The sequence below is a fragment of the Frigoribacterium sp. PvP032 genome, assembly GCF_017833035.1.
Lineage (GTDB): Bacteria > Actinomycetota > Actinomycetes > Actinomycetales > Microbacteriaceae > Frigoribacterium.
Window position 1 is genome coordinate 1878397 of sequence record NZ_JAFIBM010000001.1, and the last position, 19164, is coordinate 1897560.

At 70.9% G+C, this 19164-nt stretch carries 14 protein-coding genes; 8 read left to right on the forward strand and 6 right to left on the reverse strand.

From position 1 onward, the window contains the following. Positions 1–11 precede the first annotated feature (11 nt). Both ppgK and map read right to left on the reverse strand, forming a co-directional pair. A complete protein-coding gene (gene ppgK, locus JOE35_RS08650) occupies positions 12–773 on the reverse strand; it encodes a polyphosphate--glucose phosphotransferase (protein ID WP_209560754.1) in 762 nt (253 codons plus the stop codon). A 28-nt stretch (positions 774–801) separates the two neighbouring features. After that, the gene (gene map, locus JOE35_RS08655; RefSeq protein ID WP_209560755.1) at positions 802–1665 is read right to left on the reverse strand and encodes a type I methionyl aminopeptidase; all 864 of its coding nucleotides are present in this window, start codon (positions 1663–1665) and stop codon (positions 802–804) included. 95 nt (positions 1666–1760) lie between these two features. Between map and JOE35_RS08660 the strand changes: the two genes are divergently transcribed. The 6 genes from JOE35_RS08660 (at position 1761) to JOE35_RS08685 (ending at position 11632) form a co-directional block, all read left to right on the forward strand. Beyond that, a complete protein-coding gene (locus JOE35_RS08660; protein WP_209560756.1) occupies positions 1761–1934 on the forward strand; it encodes an SPOR domain-containing protein in 174 nt (57 codons plus the stop codon). 73 nt (positions 1935–2007) lie between these two features. Beyond that, entirely contained in the window at positions 2008–3345 is a 1338-nt protein-coding gene (locus tag JOE35_RS08665) for a glutamine synthetase family protein (RefSeq protein ID WP_123546050.1), read from the forward strand. Between the two features lie 15 nt (positions 3346–3360). Continuing rightward, positions 3361–6306: a bifunctional [glutamine synthetase] adenylyltransferase/[glutamine synthetase]-adenylyl-L-tyrosine phosphorylase gene (locus JOE35_RS08670; RefSeq protein WP_209560757.1), complete on the forward strand. Its 2946-nt coding sequence runs from the start codon at positions 3361–3363 to the stop codon at positions 6304–6306. A 533-nt stretch (positions 6307–6839) separates the two neighbouring features. Next, positions 6840–8492 carry a glycosyltransferase family 2 protein gene (locus tag JOE35_RS08675; protein WP_209560758.1) on the forward strand — a complete coding sequence of 551 codons (1653 nt, stop codon included), beginning with the start codon at positions 6840–6842 and terminating at the stop codon, positions 8490–8492. Then, positions 8485–10086 (forward strand): glycosyl hydrolase, encoded by a 1602-nt coding sequence (locus JOE35_RS08680; RefSeq protein WP_245186079.1) that lies wholly within the window; start codon positions 8485–8487, stop codon positions 10084–10086. The genes JOE35_RS08675 and JOE35_RS08680 overlap by 8 nt, the downstream gene beginning before the upstream one ends. A gap of 100 nt (positions 10087–10186) precedes the next feature. Further along, the gene (locus JOE35_RS08685; protein WP_209560759.1) at positions 10187–11632 is read left to right on the forward strand and encodes a UDP-glucose/GDP-mannose dehydrogenase family protein; all 1446 of its coding nucleotides are present in this window, start codon (positions 10187–10189) and stop codon (positions 11630–11632) included. Between the two features lie 116 nt (positions 11633–11748). Here the strand turns inward: JOE35_RS08685 and glnA are convergent, their stop codons facing one another. Continuing rightward, positions 11749–13173: a type I glutamate--ammonia ligase gene (gene glnA, locus JOE35_RS08690; protein WP_209560760.1), complete on the reverse strand. Its 1425-nt coding sequence runs from the start codon at positions 13171–13173 to the stop codon at positions 11749–11751. Positions 13174–13311: 138 nt separating this feature from the next. Between glnA and JOE35_RS08695 the strand changes: the two genes are divergently transcribed. Then, on the forward strand, positions 13312–13752 hold the full coding sequence (locus JOE35_RS08695; RefSeq protein ID WP_209560761.1) for an RDD family protein: 441 nt from the start codon (positions 13312–13314) through the stop codon (positions 13750–13752). An 87-nt stretch (positions 13753–13839) separates the two neighbouring features. Here the strand turns inward: JOE35_RS08695 and JOE35_RS08700 are convergent, their stop codons facing one another. Further along, entirely contained in the window at positions 13840–14562 is a 723-nt protein-coding gene (locus tag JOE35_RS08700; protein WP_209560762.1) for a DUF4191 family protein, read from the reverse strand. A gap of 124 nt (positions 14563–14686) precedes the next feature. Here JOE35_RS08700 and JOE35_RS08705 point away from each other — a divergent pair, with 124 nt between their 5' ends. Next, positions 14687–16030: a hypothetical protein gene (locus JOE35_RS08705; RefSeq protein WP_209560763.1), complete on the forward strand. Its 1344-nt coding sequence runs from the start codon at positions 14687–14689 to the stop codon at positions 16028–16030. Between the two features lie 41 nt (positions 16031–16071). Here JOE35_RS08705 and sucB read toward each other — a convergent pair whose 3' ends face one another. Beyond that, positions 16072–17610 (reverse strand): 2-oxoglutarate dehydrogenase, E2 component, dihydrolipoamide succinyltransferase, encoded by a 1539-nt coding sequence (gene sucB, locus JOE35_RS08710; protein WP_209560764.1) that lies wholly within the window; start codon positions 17608–17610, stop codon positions 16072–16074. A gap of 90 nt (positions 17611–17700) precedes the next feature. Then, complete coding sequence (gene lpdA, locus JOE35_RS08715; RefSeq protein ID WP_209560765.1) at positions 17701–19074, reverse strand: dihydrolipoyl dehydrogenase; 1374 nt, start codon at positions 19072–19074, stop codon at positions 17701–17703. Positions 19075–19164 lie beyond the last annotated feature (90 nt).

Below are 19164 nucleotides of genomic sequence, written 5' to 3' on the forward strand. Positions count from 1 at the left end.
CCGGGTCCGCCTCAGGCGGCCGGCTGCGAGCTCGCGGCCAGGGCGGCCGCGCCCATGATGCCCGCGTTGTTGCGCAGGACTGCGGGCACGATCTCGGCACGCAGGTCGAGCAGGGGGAGGAACTCCTCGTGGTGCTTCGAGACGCCGCCGCCCACGATGATGCGCCGCGGGTAGAGCAGCGCCTCGAGGTGGGAGTAGTACTTCTGCAGGCGCTTGGCCCAGTGCTTCCAGCTGAGGTCGTCGCGCTCCTTGGCAGCGTACGAGGCCTTCGTCTCGTAGTCCTTGCCGCCGATCTCGAGGTGGCCGAGCTCGGCGTTGACGATCAGGACGCCGTCGTTGATGAGGGCGGTGCCGATGCCCGTGCCGAGCGTCGTCATGACGACGAGGCCGGGCACGTCCTTCGCCGCACCGTAGCGGGTCTCGGCGTAGCCGGCCGCGTCGGCGTCGTTCACGAAGTGGATCGACCTGCCGAGGGTGCTCTCGAACAGCTCCTCCGCCTCGAAGCCGATCCACTTCTTCGAGACGTTCGCCGCCGACAGGGTCTTGCCGTCCATGATGGCGGCCGGGAAGCAGACGCCCACGGGGATCGCGTCGTCGTCGAGGCCGAGCTCGTCGACGATCTGCTTCACGACCGCGACGATGGCGTCGGGCTCGCCGCCCTCGGGGGTCGGCTTCTTGATGCGGTCGGTGAGGAGCTCGCCCGACTCGACGTCGACGATCGCCCCCTTGATGCCGGTGCCGCCGATGTCGATGCCGACTGCCTTCTGTGCCACGGGTCGTCCTTCTTCCTGGTGCTCGTCGTCAACTGAGGGTGAGGACGTCGGCACCGCGTTCGGTGACGACGAGGGTGTGCTCGAACTGGGCCGTGAGCGACTTGTCACGGGTGGTGACCGTCCAGCCGTCGGCCCAGATGTCCGCCTCGACGCCGCCGAGGGTGAGCATGGGCTCGATGGTGAAGACCATCCCGGGCACCATGACGTCGTCGAACTGCGGAGCGTCGTAGTGGGGGATGACGAGGCCGGAGTGGAAGGCACGACCGACGCCGTGGCCGGTGTAGTCGCGCACGACCCCATAGCCGAAGCGTGCGGCGTACGACTGGATCGCACGGCCGATCACGTTGACCTCGCGACCGGGGGCCACCGCCTTGATGCCTCGTCGCAGGGCCTCTCGGGTGCGGTCGACCAGGTCGATCGTCTCCTGCGGCGCGTCGCCCACCAGCAGGGTGCGGTTCAGGTCGCCGTGCACGCCGTCCTTGAACGCCGTGATGTCGATGTTGACCAGGTCGCCCTCGACGAGCACGGTGTCGTCGGGGATGCCGTGGCAGATGACCTCGTTCACCGAGGTGCAGACCGACTTGGGGAAGCCGCGGTAGCCGAGGGTCGACGCGTAGGCGTCGTGGGCCACCAGGAACTCGTGCGCTACCCGGTCCAGCTCGTCGGTCGTCACGCCGGGGCGGACCGCGGCCTCGACGGCGTCGATCGCCTGCGAGGCGATGCGGCCGCTCGCGCGGATCAGCTCGACCGTGGGGGCGTCGTACACGTCGCCGCCCGTGTAGGGAGCGGGCCCCGCCTTGCCGACGTACTCGGGTCGGGCGATGGAGGAGGGGACCGGGCGCAGAGGCGAGACCCGGCCAGGGGTCAGTGATCCGTCGAGGTCCCTGGGCATGCCGTCCAGCTTAGGGGGAGGGCGGCTCCGCCGGACGCGTCGGCGTCGGGGACGTCGCCCGGGACGACGACGCGGCCGAGCGGTAACCTCGGCCCATGACGACAGAGTTCTGGTTCAACACCCGCACGCACGAGGTCGAGGAGGGCAAGGTCTCGCCCGCCGTGGACCGTGCCGGCCCCTACTCGACCCGCGAGGAGGCGGCGGCCGCGATCCGCACGATCCAGGAGCGCAACGCCCGCCTCGACGCCGAGGACGCGGCGGACGACTGACGGATCCGAGACTGCCGTGACCTTTGCCGACGGACGCGTCCACTAGCCTCGACGCAGAGCAGAAAGGCTGTCGATGGACAAGCAGAGGGACTTCGTCCTCCGGACGATCGAAGAACGCGGCATCAAGTTCATCAGGCTCTGGTTCACGGACGTGATCGGCACCCTGAAGTCGGTGGCCATCGCCCCGGCCGAGGTCGAGGGCGCGTTCGCCGAGGGCATCGGCTTCGACGGCTCCGCGATCGAGGGCCTCACCAGGTCGTACGAGGCCGACGTGCTGGCGCAGCCCGATCCGACCACGTTCCAGATCCTGCCGTGGCGCGGCGAGATCGACCCCACGGCGCGGATGTTCTGCGACATCACGACGCCCGACGGGCAGCCGGCCGTCGCCGACCCCCGCAACGTGCTCAAGCGGACGCTGGCCAGGGCCGGTGAGCGCGGGTTCACGTTCTACACGCACCCCGAGGTCGAGTTCTACCTCCTGAAGGACGCGCAGGGCGGCCCCGACGGCCCCCAGCCGGTCGACTCGGCGGGCTACTTCGACAACGTCCCGGGCGGCACCGCGCACGACTTCCGCCGCCGCTCCGTGCGCATGCTCGAGGACCTGGGCATCTCCGTCGAGTTCAGCCACCACGAGGCAGGCCCCGGCCAGAACGAGATCGACCTCCGCTACGCCGACGCCCTGACGACCGCGGACAACATCATGACGTTCCGCACGGTCATCAAAGAGGTGGCGATCGAACAGGGCGTGTACGCCACGTTCATGCCCAAGCCCTTCAGCCAGCACCCCGGTTCGGGCATGCACACGCACATGTCGCTGTTCGAGGGCGACGGCAACGCCTTCTACGAGGCGGGGGCCGAGTACCAGCTGTCGCGCATCGGTCGCCAGTTCATCGCGGGCCTCCTGCGCCACGCTCCCGAGATCACGGCGGTGACGAACCAGTTCGTCAACAGCTACAAGCGCCTCTGGGGCGGCGACGAGGCCCCCAGCTTCGTCACGTGGGGCCACAACAACCGCTCGGCGCTCGTCCGCGTGCCGCTCTACAAGCCCAACAAGGGCAACTCGAGCCGGGTCGAGTACCGGGCGATCGACTCGGCGGCGAACCCGTACCTCGCCTTCTCGCTCATGTTGGCCGCTGGCCTCAAGGGCATCGAGGAGGGCTACGAGCTGCCCGCCGAGGCGGAGGACAACGTGTGGGGCATGAGCGACGCGGAGCGTCGCGCCCTCGGCTACAAGCAGCTGCCGGCGAGCCTCGACCACGCGCTCTCGATCATGGAGGACAGCGAGCTGGTGGCCGAGACCCTGGGCGAGCAGGTCTTCAACTACGTGCTGCTCAACAAGCGGCAGGAGTGGAAGTCCTACCGCGCGCAGGTGACGCCCTTCGAGCTGCGCTCCAACCTCGAGATCCTCTAGCGGGCCGGCACCGTCATGCCCCGAGCCGCGACGGCGCTGTCCGACCTGGCACGGCTCGGGTTCGCCGAGCTCGGCACCGCGCGCGAGCGACTGGACCGCCTCGTCGAGGCGACCCCGTCGCTCGCGTCGGCGGTCGCCTCCTTCGCCCGAAGTCCCGATCCCGACCAGGCCCTCCTCCACCTCGAGCGCCTGCTCGAGCGTGCACCCGAGGGCGTCGTCGACCTGCTCTCGGCCGGGGGAGGGGAGCGGCTGCTGCGCCTCTTCGGGTCGTCGTCCGGCCTCGCCGAGTTCCTGGTGCGCCGTCCGGCCGAGCTCGACCTGCTCGCCCGCCCGGTGCCCGCTCCCTTCTCGCACGACGTCTACGTCGACGACCTCGTCTTGCGCGTGGCCGGGCTCGTGGACGAGGAGGCGAGGGTCGCCCTCCGCGTCGGCTACCGCCGTCACCTCGTGCAGATCGCCAGCTGGGACCTCGACCGCCCCGACCCCGTCGAGGCGCTGCCCGTCGTCGCTGCCGCCCTGGCCGACCTGGCGGGCGCCGCGCTGCACGCCGCCCTCGACGTGGCCAGGCGCGAGGTCCCGTTCCCCGCGGACGACGTGGCCCGCTCCCGCCTCGCCGTCATCGGGATGGGAAAGGCCGGTGCCCGAGAGCTCAACTACCTGAGCGACGTCGACGTCGTGTGGGTCGCCGAGGGCGCCGACGGCCTCGAGAACGGGCGGGCCGTCGAGATCGGCACCCGGCTGGCGATGCACACCGTGCGCGCGATCACCGACCTCGCCCTCGAGCCCGAGCTCTGGGAGGTCGACTCGAACCTGAGGCCGGAGGGCAAGGACGGCGCCCTCGTCCGCACGCTCGAGTCGCACGTCGCGTACTACGAGCGGTGGGCGAAGGGGTGGGAGTTCCAGGCGCTCCTCAAGGCGCGACCGCTGGCAGGGGACGCCGACCTGGGCGAGCGGTACGCCGAGCGCATCGCTCCCTTCGTCTGGTCCGCCGCTCAGCGGGAGGCCTTCGTCGAGTCGGTGCAGGCCATGCGCGAGCGCGTGACGGACCTGCTGCCCGCGGACGAGGTCGACCGCCAGCTCAAGCTCGGCCCCGGCGGCCTCCGCGACGTCGAGTTCACGATCCAGCTGCTGCAGCTCGTCCACGGCCAGGCCGACGACGGCGTGCGGCAGCGGTCGACGCTGGAGGCGCTGGCCGCCCTGGCGAGGCGAGGCTACGTCGGCCGCGCCGAGGCCGCGGAGTTCGACCGCGACTACCGGGTGCTCCGCGTGCTCGAGCACCGCGTCCAGCTGACCGACCTGCGCCGGACGCACCTGATGCCCACCGACGAGAACGCGCTCCGTGTCCTGGCCAGGGCCTCGGGGCTCAGCTCCTCGGGCACCGGCCTCGTCGAGACCTGGCACGAGGTGAAGCGGCGCGTCCGTACCCTGCACGAGCGTCTCTTCTACCGGCCCCTGCTCTCGGCGGTCGCCGCGCGCCCCGAGGAGGACCTGGCGCTCAGCACCGACCAGGCCGCCGCCCGGCTCGCCGCGATCGGCTTCGCGGACCCCCGTGGCGCCCTGGGGCACATCGCTGCGCTGACCGGGGGAGTCTCCCGGCGCGCGAGCATCCAGCGTCACCTGCTGCCTGCGATGCTGCAGTGGTTCGCGGACGGCACCGACCCCGACCTCGGGCTGCTCGCCTTCCGCCGGCTCAGCGACGGGCTCGGGGAGTCGTACTGGTTCCTCCGCATGCTGCGGGACTCGTCGGGGGCCGCCCACCGTCTGACGACCGTGCTGTCGTCGTCGACCTTCGTCGCCGACCTGCTCGACCGCACGCCCGAGGCAGCCGCGTGGTTCGAGTCCGACTCCGAGCTGCAGCCGCGGACACTGGCGAGCCTCCTCGACGAGACCCGCGCCACCGTGGGTCGACACGAGTCGCGGGAGGCGGCGGCCGGCGTGCTCCGGCAGGCTCGGCGCCGGGAGATCCTGCGCTTGGCGATCTCGGGGATCCTGGGGCTCGTCACCATCGACCAGCTCGCGCAGGGACTGACCGACGTGACGACGGCAACCATCACCGGCGCCCTCGCGCTGGCCCGCCGTGACGTGCCCGACGTCGAGATGGTCGTCGTGGCCATGGGCCGCTACGGCGGACGGGAGCTCGGCTTCGGGTCGGATGCCGACGTGCTCTTCGTCCACCGCGGGGCCGAGGGCGACGACACGGCCCAGCGCCGCGCGGCCGGCGTGGTCGCCGAGATGGGCCGGCTGACCTCTGACGCCCTCGTCCCGCTCGACCTCGACACGGGGCTCCGCCCCGAGGGGGGCAACGGGCCGGTCACGAGGTCCCTCGCCTCCTACCGGGCCTACTACGCCCGCTGGTCGCTCACGTGGGAGGCGCAGTCCTTGCTGCGCGCCCGCGTCGTGGCCGGCGACGTCGGCCTGGGAGCCGAGTTCACCGCGTTGGCCGACGAGGTGCGCTACCCGGCCTCGCTCTCCGAGCAGGAGGTGCGCGAGGTCAAGCGCATCAAGGCACGCGTCGAGGCGGAACGCCTCCCCAAGGGCGCGGAGCCCTCCCGTCACCTCAAGCTCGGCCGCGGCTCGCTGAGCGACGTCGAGTGGTTCGTCCAGCTGCTCCAGCTGCAGCACGCGCACGACGTTCCCGGCCTCCGCACCACCTCGACCCTGGCCGCCCTCGACGCCGCCGAGAAGGCCGGGCTCGTCGACGCCGACGACGCGGTCAAGCTGCACGACGCGTGGCTCATGGCCTCGCGCGCCCGCTCGGCGGTCGTCCTCTGGACCTCCCGGACGTCGGACGTCCTGCCGACCGACCGTCGCCAGCTCGAGGGTGTCGCACGCCTGATGGAGTACCCGCCGGGGTCCGCGACGCGGCTCGAGGAGGACTACCTCGCGGCGACCCGGCGTGCCCGCGCCGTCTTCGAACGCGGCTTCTACGGGCTGGACGAGGGGCCGGAGCCTACTGCCTGAGCTCGCTCCGCTCGACCGATCACCCGGGCGCCGAGTCCGACACGCCCGGGATAGCCTCACCCGGGGGGTGACGCCCGAATTGGTCACGGGTGATTTTCGCGTACCCCGAAAAGGGGGCGCGTACCCCGGTCGAGATGTCCGTCGCGTTTCGGCCACGTCACGGCCGGATGTGCCTACGATCTCGATTCCCTGCGGTTCCCTCACGTCGTCGCCCTGGGTCGACGCCGGCGGCCCGGGATGCAACACGGTCGTGAACTGGGATTTCACAGCGGCTCGCCGCGGCCGCCCTGCTGAGCGACGTCCGAGCATTCCCTGACGTCCGAGCCGTCGCGACAGGCCGTCCTGCCCTGTCGGCATTTCGTGCGACACCGATGAGGGGACACGTGCGTACCCCGCGGCATCGAGTCGAGTCCCCGAACGGGTGGCTGGTTGTGAGTCACCTCCGAACCGCCGCAAGATTGCACCGACCCGACAGACCCCCTTTCCTCGATGACGCGGAATCATCCTTTTCCCATCCCCGTGAGGCGGCCCTCGTGTTGACTTTCATCCTCCAGATCCGTTCGATGGCAGGCGGCCACGCCGAGCTGTACCTGTTCGCGGTCTACTCGGCCTTCATCTGGATCCTGTGGATCATCAAGGTGCTGCTCTCGCGGCGCTACCGCCCGTTCACCGGCGAGTTCTCCGGCACGACGAGCGTCGTCGTCCCGGTGGTCGACGAGCCCCTCGACCTGTTCCGCGACGTCATCGGCCGCATGGTCGAGCAGCAGCCAGGCGAGATCATCGTCGTCATCAACGGCAAGCCGAACCCCGAGCTGGCGGCCGTCTGCGACGAGTACGCCCCCCTCGTCCGCTGGGTGCACACCCCCATCCCGGGCAAGCGGAACGCCGTCATGATCGGCACCGAGCTCAGTCGCGGCGACATCACCGTGCTGGTCGACTCCGACACAGTCTGGACGCCGGGCACGCTCTCCGAGCTCGTTCGTCCGTTCGCCCACGAGAACGTCGGAGGCGTCACCACGCGTCAGCGCATCCTGGAGCCCGAGCGCAGCTGGATCACGCGCTGGGCCGACTGGCTCGAGAACTCGCGGGCCCTCTACTCGATGCCGGCGCAGAGCGTCCTGGGCCAGATCGGCTGCCTCCCCGGCCGGACGATCGCGTTCCGTCGCGAGATCCTCGTCCGCGTCATGGACAAGTTCATGACCGAGAAGTTCATGGGCGTCTTCCTGGAGGTCAGCGACGACCGGACCCTCACGAACCTCACCTTGAAGGAGGGCTACCGCACGGTGTACCAGCACACGAGCCTCGTCTACACCGACGCTCCGCTCGAGGTGAAGAAGCTCTTCAAGCAGCAGCTCCGCTGGGCCCGCGGCAGCCAGTACAACACCTTCCGGATGATGCCCTGGATGCTCGGGCACGCCCCGATGCTCGCGTTCTTCTTCGCGATGGACATCGTCCTTCCCTTCCTGCTGATGGGCGTGATCGGCGGCTGGATCTACCGGGGGATCACGGGCCAGGGGATCAACCTCTACCGCGGCATCCTCGCGGAGTACGGGGTCTCGACCGGGCTGATCAGCATCGTGGTCCTCATGGTGCTGTCGTCCGTGCTCAGCATGGCCATCCGACAGATGCGGCACCTCGCCGAGAAGCCGTCCGACTTCCTCCGCCTGCCGGTCTTCATCATCGTGTCCACCTTCTTCCTCATGCCGATCCGCGTGATCGGGTTCTTCCGGATGGGGCACGCCAGCGGCTGGGGCACCCGAGCCGGGGCCTACGCGGGCGGCGCCGCGGACGACGCGGCGCAGCAGATGGCGCACGAAGCGACGGGTGACGACTCCCTGCGGGTGCTCGAGCGTGAGTTCGACGACGAGTCCGACCCCGGCGTGGACGCTCTCTTCGACTTCGGCGGCTCCTCGAGCCCGGCCGGCCCCACGTCGGACGCGACGACCGTCCGACGCGACGACACCGGCGTGGTGCTGGTCCGCAGCCACCGCGCCGAGACCGCTGTCGAGACCGCGCCGTCGCCCCTGGGCGACGCCGTGACGACCTCGTCGGCGACCGCCTTCGCGGCCGCTTCTGCTCCAGTGGCCGCAGCCGCGCCTCCTCGTCGTCGCCTCAACCCCAAAGCCGGCTTCCCGTACCTGATCGGTGCCGTCATCATCGCCCTGGAGGTCTGGTTCATTGTCTGAGTCACCGCAGACGTTCGTCGCCCCGCTGCACGTCCAGTCCGGAGCCTGGTGGGCCTCGTCCCACGGGAACGCCCGGCGCACCGCCCTCGGCGCGACCGCCGCCGTGGTCCTGTTGGCCATGATCTCGTGGCTCATCTGGATCTCGCCGTCGGACAACCCCGTCCGCACGGCCGTCCAGCAGGCGGTCGGCACCTCGCCCGCCCAGGTCACGGCCATGAAGGAGGACCGCTCGGCCCTGCTCGACCAGCTCGTCGCGGCGAAGCAGCAACTGGCGGCGAGCAAGACACAGCTCGCCGACGTCCAGCAGCAGGCGTGGACGTCGGAGGGGCAGCTCACCGACGCACAGGCCCGTCTCGCCTCGGCGCAGGACGCGCTGCGGGACGCTCAGGCGGCCACCGGGGGCGACTCGGCGTCCGGAGGCTCCGGGACGGCGAACGGCGCGGGCGGCGGCGGCTCTGGCAGCGGCTCTGCCGCGGTCGTCCCCGGGACGAAGGGCGGTGGCTCGGGCAACGGGAACGGCTCCGGCTCCGGCAACGGGAGCGGCAACGGCAACGGCAACGGGAGCGGCAACGGCTCCGGCGACGGGGGCGGCACGACGGGTCCCGTCCCGATCACGGCTCCCTCCCTCGCGGACATCGTGTCGCCCGAGTCGCGCTACTTCGGCCTCTACACGACCCAGTCGCCGTTCAGCTGGTCCGAGTTCGACGACGTCAGCGCGAAGGTCGGCGTCCAGCCGAACATGGCCGGCTACTTCCAGGGCTTCGACCAGGAGTTCAACGCCACGGCCGTGAACCGGTCGTGGGCGAAGGGCGACCTGCCGTTCCTCACGTGGGAGTCGCGCCCGATCGCCGCCGCGAACGACGCGGTCGTCGAGCCCGACTACGAGCTCAGCAAGATCGTCGACGGCGACTTCGACGAGTACCTGACGCGCTGGGCCGACGCGCTCGTGGCCAACGGACTGCCCATGGCCATCCGCCTCGACCACGAGATGAACGGCAACTGGTACCCGTGGGCGGAGGGCGTGAACGGGAACGAGAAGGGCGAGTACGTCGAGATGTGGAAGCACGTGCACGACCTCTTCGAGGCCCGTGGCGCCAACGAGCTCGTCGCCTGGGTCTGGGCCCCCACCCGGGTCGAGGGCGTGCCCACCAAGAACAGGGGCGTCGAGTACACGGAGAGCCTCTACCCCGGCGACGACTACGTCGACTGGGTCGGCATGACCGGCTACCTGCGCAACAGCGTGGAGACGCCCCAGAGCGGGGACTTCCAGGGCACCTTCGGCAAGACCCTGACGCAGCTGCGCCAGATCACGTCGAAGCCGATCATCCTCGCCGAGATGGGCGCGGCCGAGCTCGGCACGACGAAGGACGCCCAGAAGCCCAGGTGGATCGACTCGCTGTTCACCGAGCTCGCGAAGCCGGAGAACGACGACATCCTCGGCTTCTCCTGGTTCAACCTCACGGCCACGACCGTGTCGAGCGGCTCGTACCTGACGAACGACTGGCGGATCGCCTCCCGGCAGGACTCCCTCGAGGCGTTCCGGCGCGGGATCGCCAGGACCGACACCGACTTCGCATTGAGGACCGCGCCGTGACCGCGGAACGTCCGTCACGGCCACGGTCGCCGCGGCCACGGCCCACCACCACCTCACCAGCACCCCTGACTGCAGCACCCCAGATCGCGAGGAGCGCATCATGAGCAAGAACACCAGCCCGGTCGACAGCGCCGGCACCGACCCCCAGTCCGTCGACGCCGCGGTGACGTCGGCCTCGACCAAGCCCCGCATCAGCGTGATCGGCACCGGCTACCTCGGCGCCACGCACGCTGCGGCGATGGCCGAGATGGGCTTCGACGTCATCGGGGTCGACACGGACCCCGCCAAGGTCGAGGCGCTCAGCCAGGGCCGCGTGCCCTTCTTCGAGCCAGGGCTGCCCGAGCTCATCCTCCGCCACGTCGAGTCGGGGCGCCTGCTCTTCACGACCGACATCGCCGAGGCCGTCGCCCTGTCCGACGTGCACTTCATCTGCGTCGGCACGCCGCAGCGGCGGGGGAGCCACGCCGCGAACCTCAGCTACGTGGAGGAGGCCACCCGCAAGGTGGCCCAGTCGCTCAGCCACGACGGCCTGATCGTCGGCAAGTCCACCGTGCCGGTCGGCACCGCAGCGCGGCTCCGCGAGATCGTCGCGGGCGCCCTGCCCGCCGGGGTGTCGGCGGACGTCGTCTGGAACCCCGAGTTCCTCCGCGAGGGCCACGCCGTCGAGGACACCCTGCGACCCGACCGCATCGTCTTCGGCGGGACGGACACGCGCACCGAGGCGATCCTCCGAGAGGTCTACGCCGAGCCGATCGCGACGGGCACCCCCGTCATCTCGTGCGACCTGCCGACGGCCGAGCTCGTCAAGGTGAGCGCGAACGCGTTCCTCGCGACGAAGATCTCGTTCATCAACGCCATCAGCGAGCTCTGCGAGGCAGCGGGCGCGAACGTCACGACCCTCGCTGACGCCCTCGGCTTCGACGACCGGATCGGCCGCAAGTTCCTCAACGCCGGCCTCGGCTTCGGCGGCGGCTGCCTGCCGAAGGACATCCGTGCCCTGATGTTCCGCGCCAACGAGCTCGGGGCGCACCGGGCCGTCGGGCTCATGCAGCAGGTCGACGAGATCAACATGGCCCAGCGCCAGCGGGTCATCGACCAGGCCATCGACGCCTGTGGTGGTTCGGTCCTCAACCGGCGCATCGCCGTCCTCGGCGCGGCCTTCAAGCCGCACACGGACGACGTCCGCGACTCGCCGGCCCTGAACGTGGCCGCCGCCCTGCACCTGCGCGGCGCCCAGGTGCTGGTGGTGGACCCGGAGGCGACCCAGACCGCCCAGCGCAGCTTCCCGACGCTGTCGTTCGCCGACACCATCGAGGAGGCGGTGTCCGACGCCGACGCCGTCCTCCTGCTGACGGAGTGGCCCGAGTTCGTCCACGCGGAGCCCTCCGCCCTCGCCGACCTCGCGGCCAACCCCGTCGTGATCGACGCGCGCAACGTTCTCGACGCCGAGGTGTGGTCGGGCGGCGGCTGGGAGGTGCGTCCCCTCGGGGGCCGTCGCACCCCGGCTCAGCGTCGCGTCCTCACCGGGAGCAGCATCCCCGCCTGACGACCGTCCCGCACACGGCAGGAGGCCCGCACCCCCGAGGGGTGCGGGCCTCCTGCCGTGCCGGCGGCCGACGCGAACGGGACGCGACCGGATCGGTCACGCCCCGTCGGCCTCGGCTAGACGCCGAAGTAGAGCTCGAACTCGAAGGGGTGCGGGCGCTGCGCCATCGGCAGGATCTCCTTCTCGCGCTTGTACGCGATCCAGGTCTCGATGAGGTCCTCGGTGAAGACGTTGCCCTTCGTGAGGAACGCGTGGTCGGCCTCGAGCGCGTCGAGGGCGCCGTCGAGAGACGCGGGCACCTGGGGGATGCCCTTGGCCTCCTCGGGGGGCAGCTCGTAGAGGTCCTTGTCGACGGGCTCGTGCGGCTCGATGCGGTTCTGGATCCCGTCGAGGCCGGCCATCAGCTGGGCCGCGAACGCGAGATACGGGTTCGACGCCGCGTCCGGGACGCGGAACTCGATGCGCTTGGCCTTGGGGTTCGTGCCGGTGATCGGGATGCGGATCGCGGCCGAGCGGTTTCCGGCCGAGTAGACCAGGTTGACGGGGGCCTCGAAGCCGGGGATCAGGCGGTGGTAAGAGTTGATCGACGGGTTCGTGAACGCGAGCACGGCGGGTGCGTGCTTGAGCAGGCCGCCGATGTACCAGCGGGCAAGGTCGGAGAGCCCGCCGTAGCCGTTCTCGTCGTAGAACAGCGGCTTGCCGTCGCTCCAGAGCGACTGGTGGGTGTGCATGCCCGAGCCGTTGTCGCCGAAGAGCGGCTTGGGCATGAAGGTCGCGACCTTGCCCCACTGCTCGGCCGTGTTCTTGACGATGTACTTGAACTTGAGGATGTCGTCGGCCGCGTGGACCATCGTGTCGAACTTGTAGTTGATCTCCTGCTGGCCGCCGGTGCCCACCTCGTGGTGCGCGCGCTCGAGCTCGAGGCCGGAGTCGATCAGCTTGAGGCTGATGTCGTCGCGGAGGTCGGCTGTCTTGTCGACCGGGCTGACGGGGAAGTAGCCGCCCTTGTAGGCGGTCTTGTTTGCGAGGTTGCCGCCCTCCTCGACGCGGCCCGTGTTCCAGGCGCCCTCCTCGCTGTCGACGCTGTAGAAGCTGGCGTTCTGCTTCACCTCGTAGCGCACGTCGTCGAAGATGTAGAACTCGGCCTCGGGGGCGAAGAACGCGGTGTCGGCGATGCCGGTCGAGGCGAGGTACTTCTCGGCCTTCTTGGCGACCTGGCGCGGGTCGCGGCTGTAGAGCTCGCCGTTCCGCGGGTTGAAGATGTCGAAGACGAGCACGAGCGTGAGCTCAGCACGGAAGGGGTCGACGTAGCCGGTGGTCACGTCAGGGATGAGCTGCATGTCCGACTCGTGGATCGAGGCGAAGCCGCGGATGGAGGACCCGTCGAAGAGCTGGCCGACGGAGAAGAACTCCTCGTCGACGGTGGACGCGGGGATGTTGAAGTGCTGCTGGACGCCGGGGAGGTCCGTGAACCGGATGTCGAGGAACTTGACGTCGTTGTCCTTGATGAACGTCAGCACCTCGGAAGAATCGGTGAACATCTAGGTGTCTCTCCAATGGGCTCAGATCGGTCAGACTGCCGGTCGCAGCCTTCGATGACGCTAGGGGGGCGCGGTTTCGTCGCGGTGTCCCCATTGTTTCAGAGATGTTACGGGTGGCGCGTCGATAGGCTCGTCGTCATGCACGACGACCGCTCCCGCCCTCCGTCCGACCCCCTCGACGGCGGTGCGGCCCCGCGGCAGGACTGGCCGGGCCAGCGTCTCGGCCTGCCGCGCACGGGCCCGCGCTCGATCGCGCGACTCGGTCGCCGGATCGCCGGGGTGACGATCGACTGGGGCCTCGCCTACGTCGTCGCATTCGCCTTCTTCGACGGCCAGGGCCTCGCCATCACGGTGATCTTCAGCGTCGTCCAGATCGTGTTCCTGGTCACGCTCGGCGGCACCGTCGGCCATCTCGTCCTCGGGATGCGCCTCGTGCCGATGGCGGGCGGGCGCATCGGCCTCTGGCGCCCGGTCGTCCGCACGCTGCTGCTCGCCCTCGTCATCCCCGCGGTCGTCTGGGACCAGGACCAGCGGGGCCTGCACGACCGCGTGGCCGGCACGGTGCTCGTCCGCGTCTGACGACGACCGGACAGACGGAGGCGCCCGTCCCCTCGAGGGGGACGGGCGCCTCCGTCTGTGGCTGGTTCGATCAGCGGATCGCGTCGATCAGCGCGGACGCCCGGCGCGGACCTTGAACGGGTCGACGCCCTTGGGGATCGGGAGGCCGTTCTTGCCGAGCGACTGGAGGCGGTTGCTGACGGCGAGCACCTCGTTCCGGTTCAGCGACGACTTGATCTTGTTCATGCGGCCCGCGATCTTGTGCAGCGGGACCGACTCGGCGTCGGGTCCGACGTTCAGCACCGTGATGGGGACGTTCGGCAGGATCCGGGCGACCTTGCGACGCTCCTCGTCGACGAGCTTCTTGGTCTGGGCGACCGAGCCCTCGCCGATCAGGACGACGCCGCCCTTGCCGACGGCCCGGTAGACGGCGGCCTGGGAGCGGCCCTGCACGGCGACGGGCATCTCGGCTGCACGCCACGATCGGCGCAGGCCGCTCTTCATGACGGCGCCCACCGCCCCGGGCTGGCCCTCGATCTGCGAGTACGCGGCCCGCTCGGCCTTGCGGCCGAGGACGATCAGCAGCAGCAGGATGCCGAGCATCAGGCCGACCACGATGTAGAGCACGAGTGCCAGGACGTTGCCGGCGGAGAGGAAGATCCCCGCGAGCACGCCGGCGGCCACGGGCAGCAGCAGTGCCAGCAGCATCAGCGGCAGCGCAGTCTTGTCGACGCGGCGGGTCATCTTGAACACCTGCCACATCTGCTTGAAGCGGCCCGGTTCCTTGGGCGGCTTCGGGGACGTGTTCTCCGGTGACGTGCGACGTGCCATGCAGATCAGGATACGGGGTCGCGAGCCGCCGTGGGTCCTCCCCGGGTCGGCCACGGTCGCCGTCCCTCCCCACCGCACCCGAGGAGGGGCGGCTCTGGGCCTGCCCGTCGGCCACGATGGCCCCATGGTCACCTCCTCGCTCGGTCCGTACGTGCTCGCGCCGGGCCGTTCCTGGCCCCCCGGCCGGGACGAGAGCGCGGAGGGCACGGCCCCCGACGGGCGCCGAGTCGTCCTCCGGCGGGCATCGCCGGCCTTCGTGGCAGTGGTCAGCTCGATGCCGCACCCGCACCTCCTGCAGCCCGTCGACGTGCTCGCCGACGACGACGGCGCCCTGGTCGTGGTCTCGGCCGAGCCCGGCGGGGAGCGTCTCGACACCTGGGCGCGGCGACGCGGGACGATGTCCGCGGGAGAAGCCGTGACCGTCCTGCTCCCGGTGCTCGCTGCCGTGTCGCACCTCGCCCGGCGTGGGGCGGTGCTCGGAGGCATCGGTCTCCAGCACGTCGTGATCGACGACCGGGGCGCACCCGTCCTCGTGGGCGGCGTCGTCGCGGCGTACCCCGTGCGCCGGCCTCCGACCCCGGGGCGTCTGCCGCCCGAGACCGTGCCGGAGGGCGCGCGTACCTTCGTCGAGGCCCTGGCCCTCCAGCTGTCCCCTCACGACAGGGACGAGCTCCTGGGGTCGGAGGGCATCGGCACGAACATGGACGAGCTCGTCGAGCTGGTCCACGACCTGGCTGCGCCGGTCGCGTTGCCGACGACGACGCCCGGCAGCGGCGTCGAGGAGGCGTCGGTCGTCTGGCGCCCGCCGCCGGGGGAGCCGCCGAGGTCCGGCTGGACCAGCGCGCTGCCCGAGTCCGCCCTGCTGGACGGCCTGGCGGACTGGTGGGAGGCGGTGTCGGCCGTGCCGATCGTGGAGCGGTTGCGTGCCGTGCGACCGCGTTCCTGGGCACTGGGCGGTCTCGTGGCGGTCTCGCTCGTGATCGGGGTGGCCCTCGTCCCCGACGGGGCGTCACCGGACGTCCCGACGTCGGACGCGTCCGGTCTCGGTGCGCCGGCACCGGACCCGGACCCGGACCCGGGCCTCGCTCACGGTCCCGCGACCAGTCCCACTGCCACGGCGACGGCGACGGCTTCGCGCACGGACGAGGCCTCAGTGCGGGGCGACGACGCAGCGGCCGCGACGGCGGTCCTGCTGCGCGCCCGGATCGACTGCGTCAGGGAACCCTCTACGTCGTGCCTCGCGGCCGTGGACCAGGCCGGGTCGCCCGTGGCCGGTGACGATGCCCGGGTCCTGGACGATCCCGCGTCGACGGACGGCCTCGTCCTCCCTGTCCGGGTCGAGTCCGAGGTGCAGCGACTCGGGGAGACAGTGCTGCTGGCGTGCCGGACGGCGGACGACGAACCGGCCTCGGTCCTCGTGGTGAGGACCGAGGCCGGTTGGCGTCTCAGGGAGGTTCTGCAGCGCTGAGAGGTTCTGCAGCGCTGACGCACCGCATCAGACGGACGAGGTCAGATGCCCAGCACGCCCGCGAAGTCGCCGGCCTCGAGACGGGCCTTGACCGCCACCAGGAACCGGGCGGCGTCCGCACCGTCGACGATGCGGTGGTCGTACGAGAGGGCCAGGTAGACCATCGACCGGACCGCGATCGCGTCCGCTCCGTCGACCGAGACGACGACGGGTCGCTTCACGACGACGCCGGTGCCCAGGATGGCGACCTGGGGCAAGAACACCACGGGCGTGTCGAAGAGCGCCCCGCGCGAACCGGTGTTCGTCACCGTGAAGGTGCCCCCGGCCAGCTCGTCGGGCTTCAGCTTGTTGTCGCGGGTCCGCTGCGCGAGGTCCGCGATCTGGGCGGCGATGCCGGCCAGGTCGAGGTCCGACGCGTCCTTGATGACGGGCGTGAGCAGACCTCGTTCCGTGTCGACGGCCATGCTGACGTTCTCGTGGTCCGGGTAGACGATGGAGTCGCCGTCGACCGTCGCGTTCAGCTTGGGGTGCGCCTTGAGGGCCTCCGCCGCCGCCAGGGTGAAGAACGGCAGGAACGACAGCTTGTTGCCGGTCTTCTCCAGGAACGCGGCCTTGTTGGCGTCGCGGAACTTCGCCACGGCCGTGACGTCGACCTCGACGACGCTCGTGAGCTGCGCCATGGCCTGCATCGACTGGACGGCGCGCTCGGCGACGACCTTGCGGAGACGCGTCATGGGCACGGTCGTGCCGCGCAGCGGCGAGACCTCGACAGGAGCCGGCGCCGACGTGGCGGCGGACGACGCGGACGAGGCGGCCTCGGCCGCGGCGAGCACGTCCTCCTTGCGGATGCGACCGCCGACCCCGCTGCCGCTGAGGGTGGAGATGTCGACGCCCTTCTCGTTCGCGAGCTTGCGGACGAGAGGGGTGACGTAGCCCGTCGGAGCAGAGGACGTGTCGGCCGGGGCCGACGACGCGGCGGCGGCGGGAGCAGCTGCGGCGGGTGCCGGAGCTGCTGCTGCCGGAGCTGCCGCTGCCGGTGCTGCGGGAGGCGCCGCGGCCGCGGGCGCCGCAGCCGCCGCAGGGGGTGCCGCCGCAGCCGGGGCGGTGGCGGGGACGGCCGGGGCCTGGTCGGCAGGCTGCTCGGCTGCAGGGGCCGGGTCCACGTCGTCGGCCGGGGCAGGAGCGTCGGAGTCCGCCTCCTCGCCGGGGGCCGGTGCCGCAGCGGACGCGACGACGGCGTCGTCCGCGTCGTCCTGGCCGCCCTCGGCGGGGGCCTCCGGCTGCTCGGCCTCGGTGGTCTCCTCAGCGGGGGCGTCGTCGGCGGAGTCGCCGCCCTGGCCGGAGCCGTCGCCGATGCGGACCAGCGCGGTCCCCACCTCGACGGTCTCGTCCTCGGCCACGAGGATCTCCTCGACGACGCCTGCGACGGGGGAGGGGATCTCCGTGTCGACCTTGTCGGTCGAGACCTCGAGCAGGGGCTCGTCGACCTCGACCCGGTCGCCGACGTTCTTCAGCCAGCGGGTGACCGTGCCCTCGGTGACACTCTCTCCGAGTGCCGGGAGGTTGACGGATTCGCTCATGCGGGGGACTCCTTCGAAGACATCGTGTGTCTCTGTGATCGGGTGGTACGGAAGTGTGGTGCGGGTGCAGCGGAGGTGGTGCCCACCGGGCTACATGGCGTGGAGCGGCTTGCCGGCCAGGGCCAGCATCGCCTCTCCGAGTGCCTCGTTCTGGGTCGGGTGCGCGTGCACGAGCGGGGCGACGTCCTCGGGGTAGGCCTCCCAGTTGACGGCCAGCTGGGCCTCGCCGATCAGCTCGCCCACCCGGGCGCCGATCATGTGGACGCCGACGACGGGGCCGTCGACGACCCGGACGACCTTGACGGAGCCGCTCGTGCCGATGATGTGGCTCTTGCCGTTGCCGGCGAGGTTGTAGTCGTAGCTCGTCACCTTGTCGGCGCCGTGCTTCTCCACGGCCTTCGCCTCGGTGAGGCCCACGGACGCGACCTCAGGGTCGGAGTAGGTCACCTTCGGGATGTTGGTGTCCTCGATGACCTGCGGCGCGAGGCCGGCGATCTCCTCGGCCACGAAGATGCCCTGCTGGAAGCTGCGGTGGGCCAGCTGCAGGCCAGGGACGATGTCCCCGATCGCGAACACGCCGGGCACGCTGGTGTGGAGCCGCTCGTCGGTGATGACGAAGCCGCGGTCGATGGTGACGCCCACCTCCTCGAAGCCGAGGCCCTGGGTGGAGGGCCCGCGCCCGACGGCCACCAGGAGGAGGTCGGCCTCGATGGTCTTGCCGTCCTCCAGGGTCACGACGACGCCGTCGTCGTTCTGCGTCACGCTCTGGAACCGGACGCCCAGCGAGAAGCCGATGCCGCGCTTGCGGAAGGCGCGCTCGAACTGCTTCGAGATGGACTCCTCCTCGTTCGGGACGAGGTGCGGGAGGGCCTCCACGATGGTGACCTCGGAGCCGAAGGACTTCCAGACGCTGGCGAACTCGACGCCGATGACGCCGCCGCCGAGGATGGCGACCCGCGCCGGCACGTGGTCGAGGGCCAGGGCCGCCTCGCTCGTGATGACCTTGCCGCCGATCTCGAGGCCGGGGAGGCTGCGCGAGTAGGAGCCGGTCGCCAGGACGACGTTCTGGCCGGTGAGCGTGGTGTCGCCGACCTGGACGGTCGTCGGGGACGTGAGGCGCCCCTCGCCCTCGACGACCGTGATGCCGCGGGCCTTGACCAGGCCCTGCAGGCCCTTGTACTTGCTGGCGACGACGCCCTCGCGGTAGGCCGTCACGGCCGGCACGTCGATGCCGTGGAAGTCGGTCGACACGCCGTACTTCGCGGACTCCCGCGAGACGTCGGCGACCTCGGCCGAGTGCAGCAGCGCCTTGGTCGGGATGCAGCCCCGGTGGAGGCAGGTGCCGCCGAGCTTGTCCTTCTCGACCAGCGCGACGCTCAGCCCCAGCTCGGTGGCCCGCAGGGCCGCGGCGTACCCGCCGCTGCCGCCGCCGAGCACCACCAGGTCAAAATTCTGTTCCGACACCCAGCAACTCCCTCGTGCGTTCGGAGGTGCCCGAGGCGGTGGAGGCGCCGTCGTGGTGACGTCGGCGTCGCGTCCGCGTCCACCTCGGTG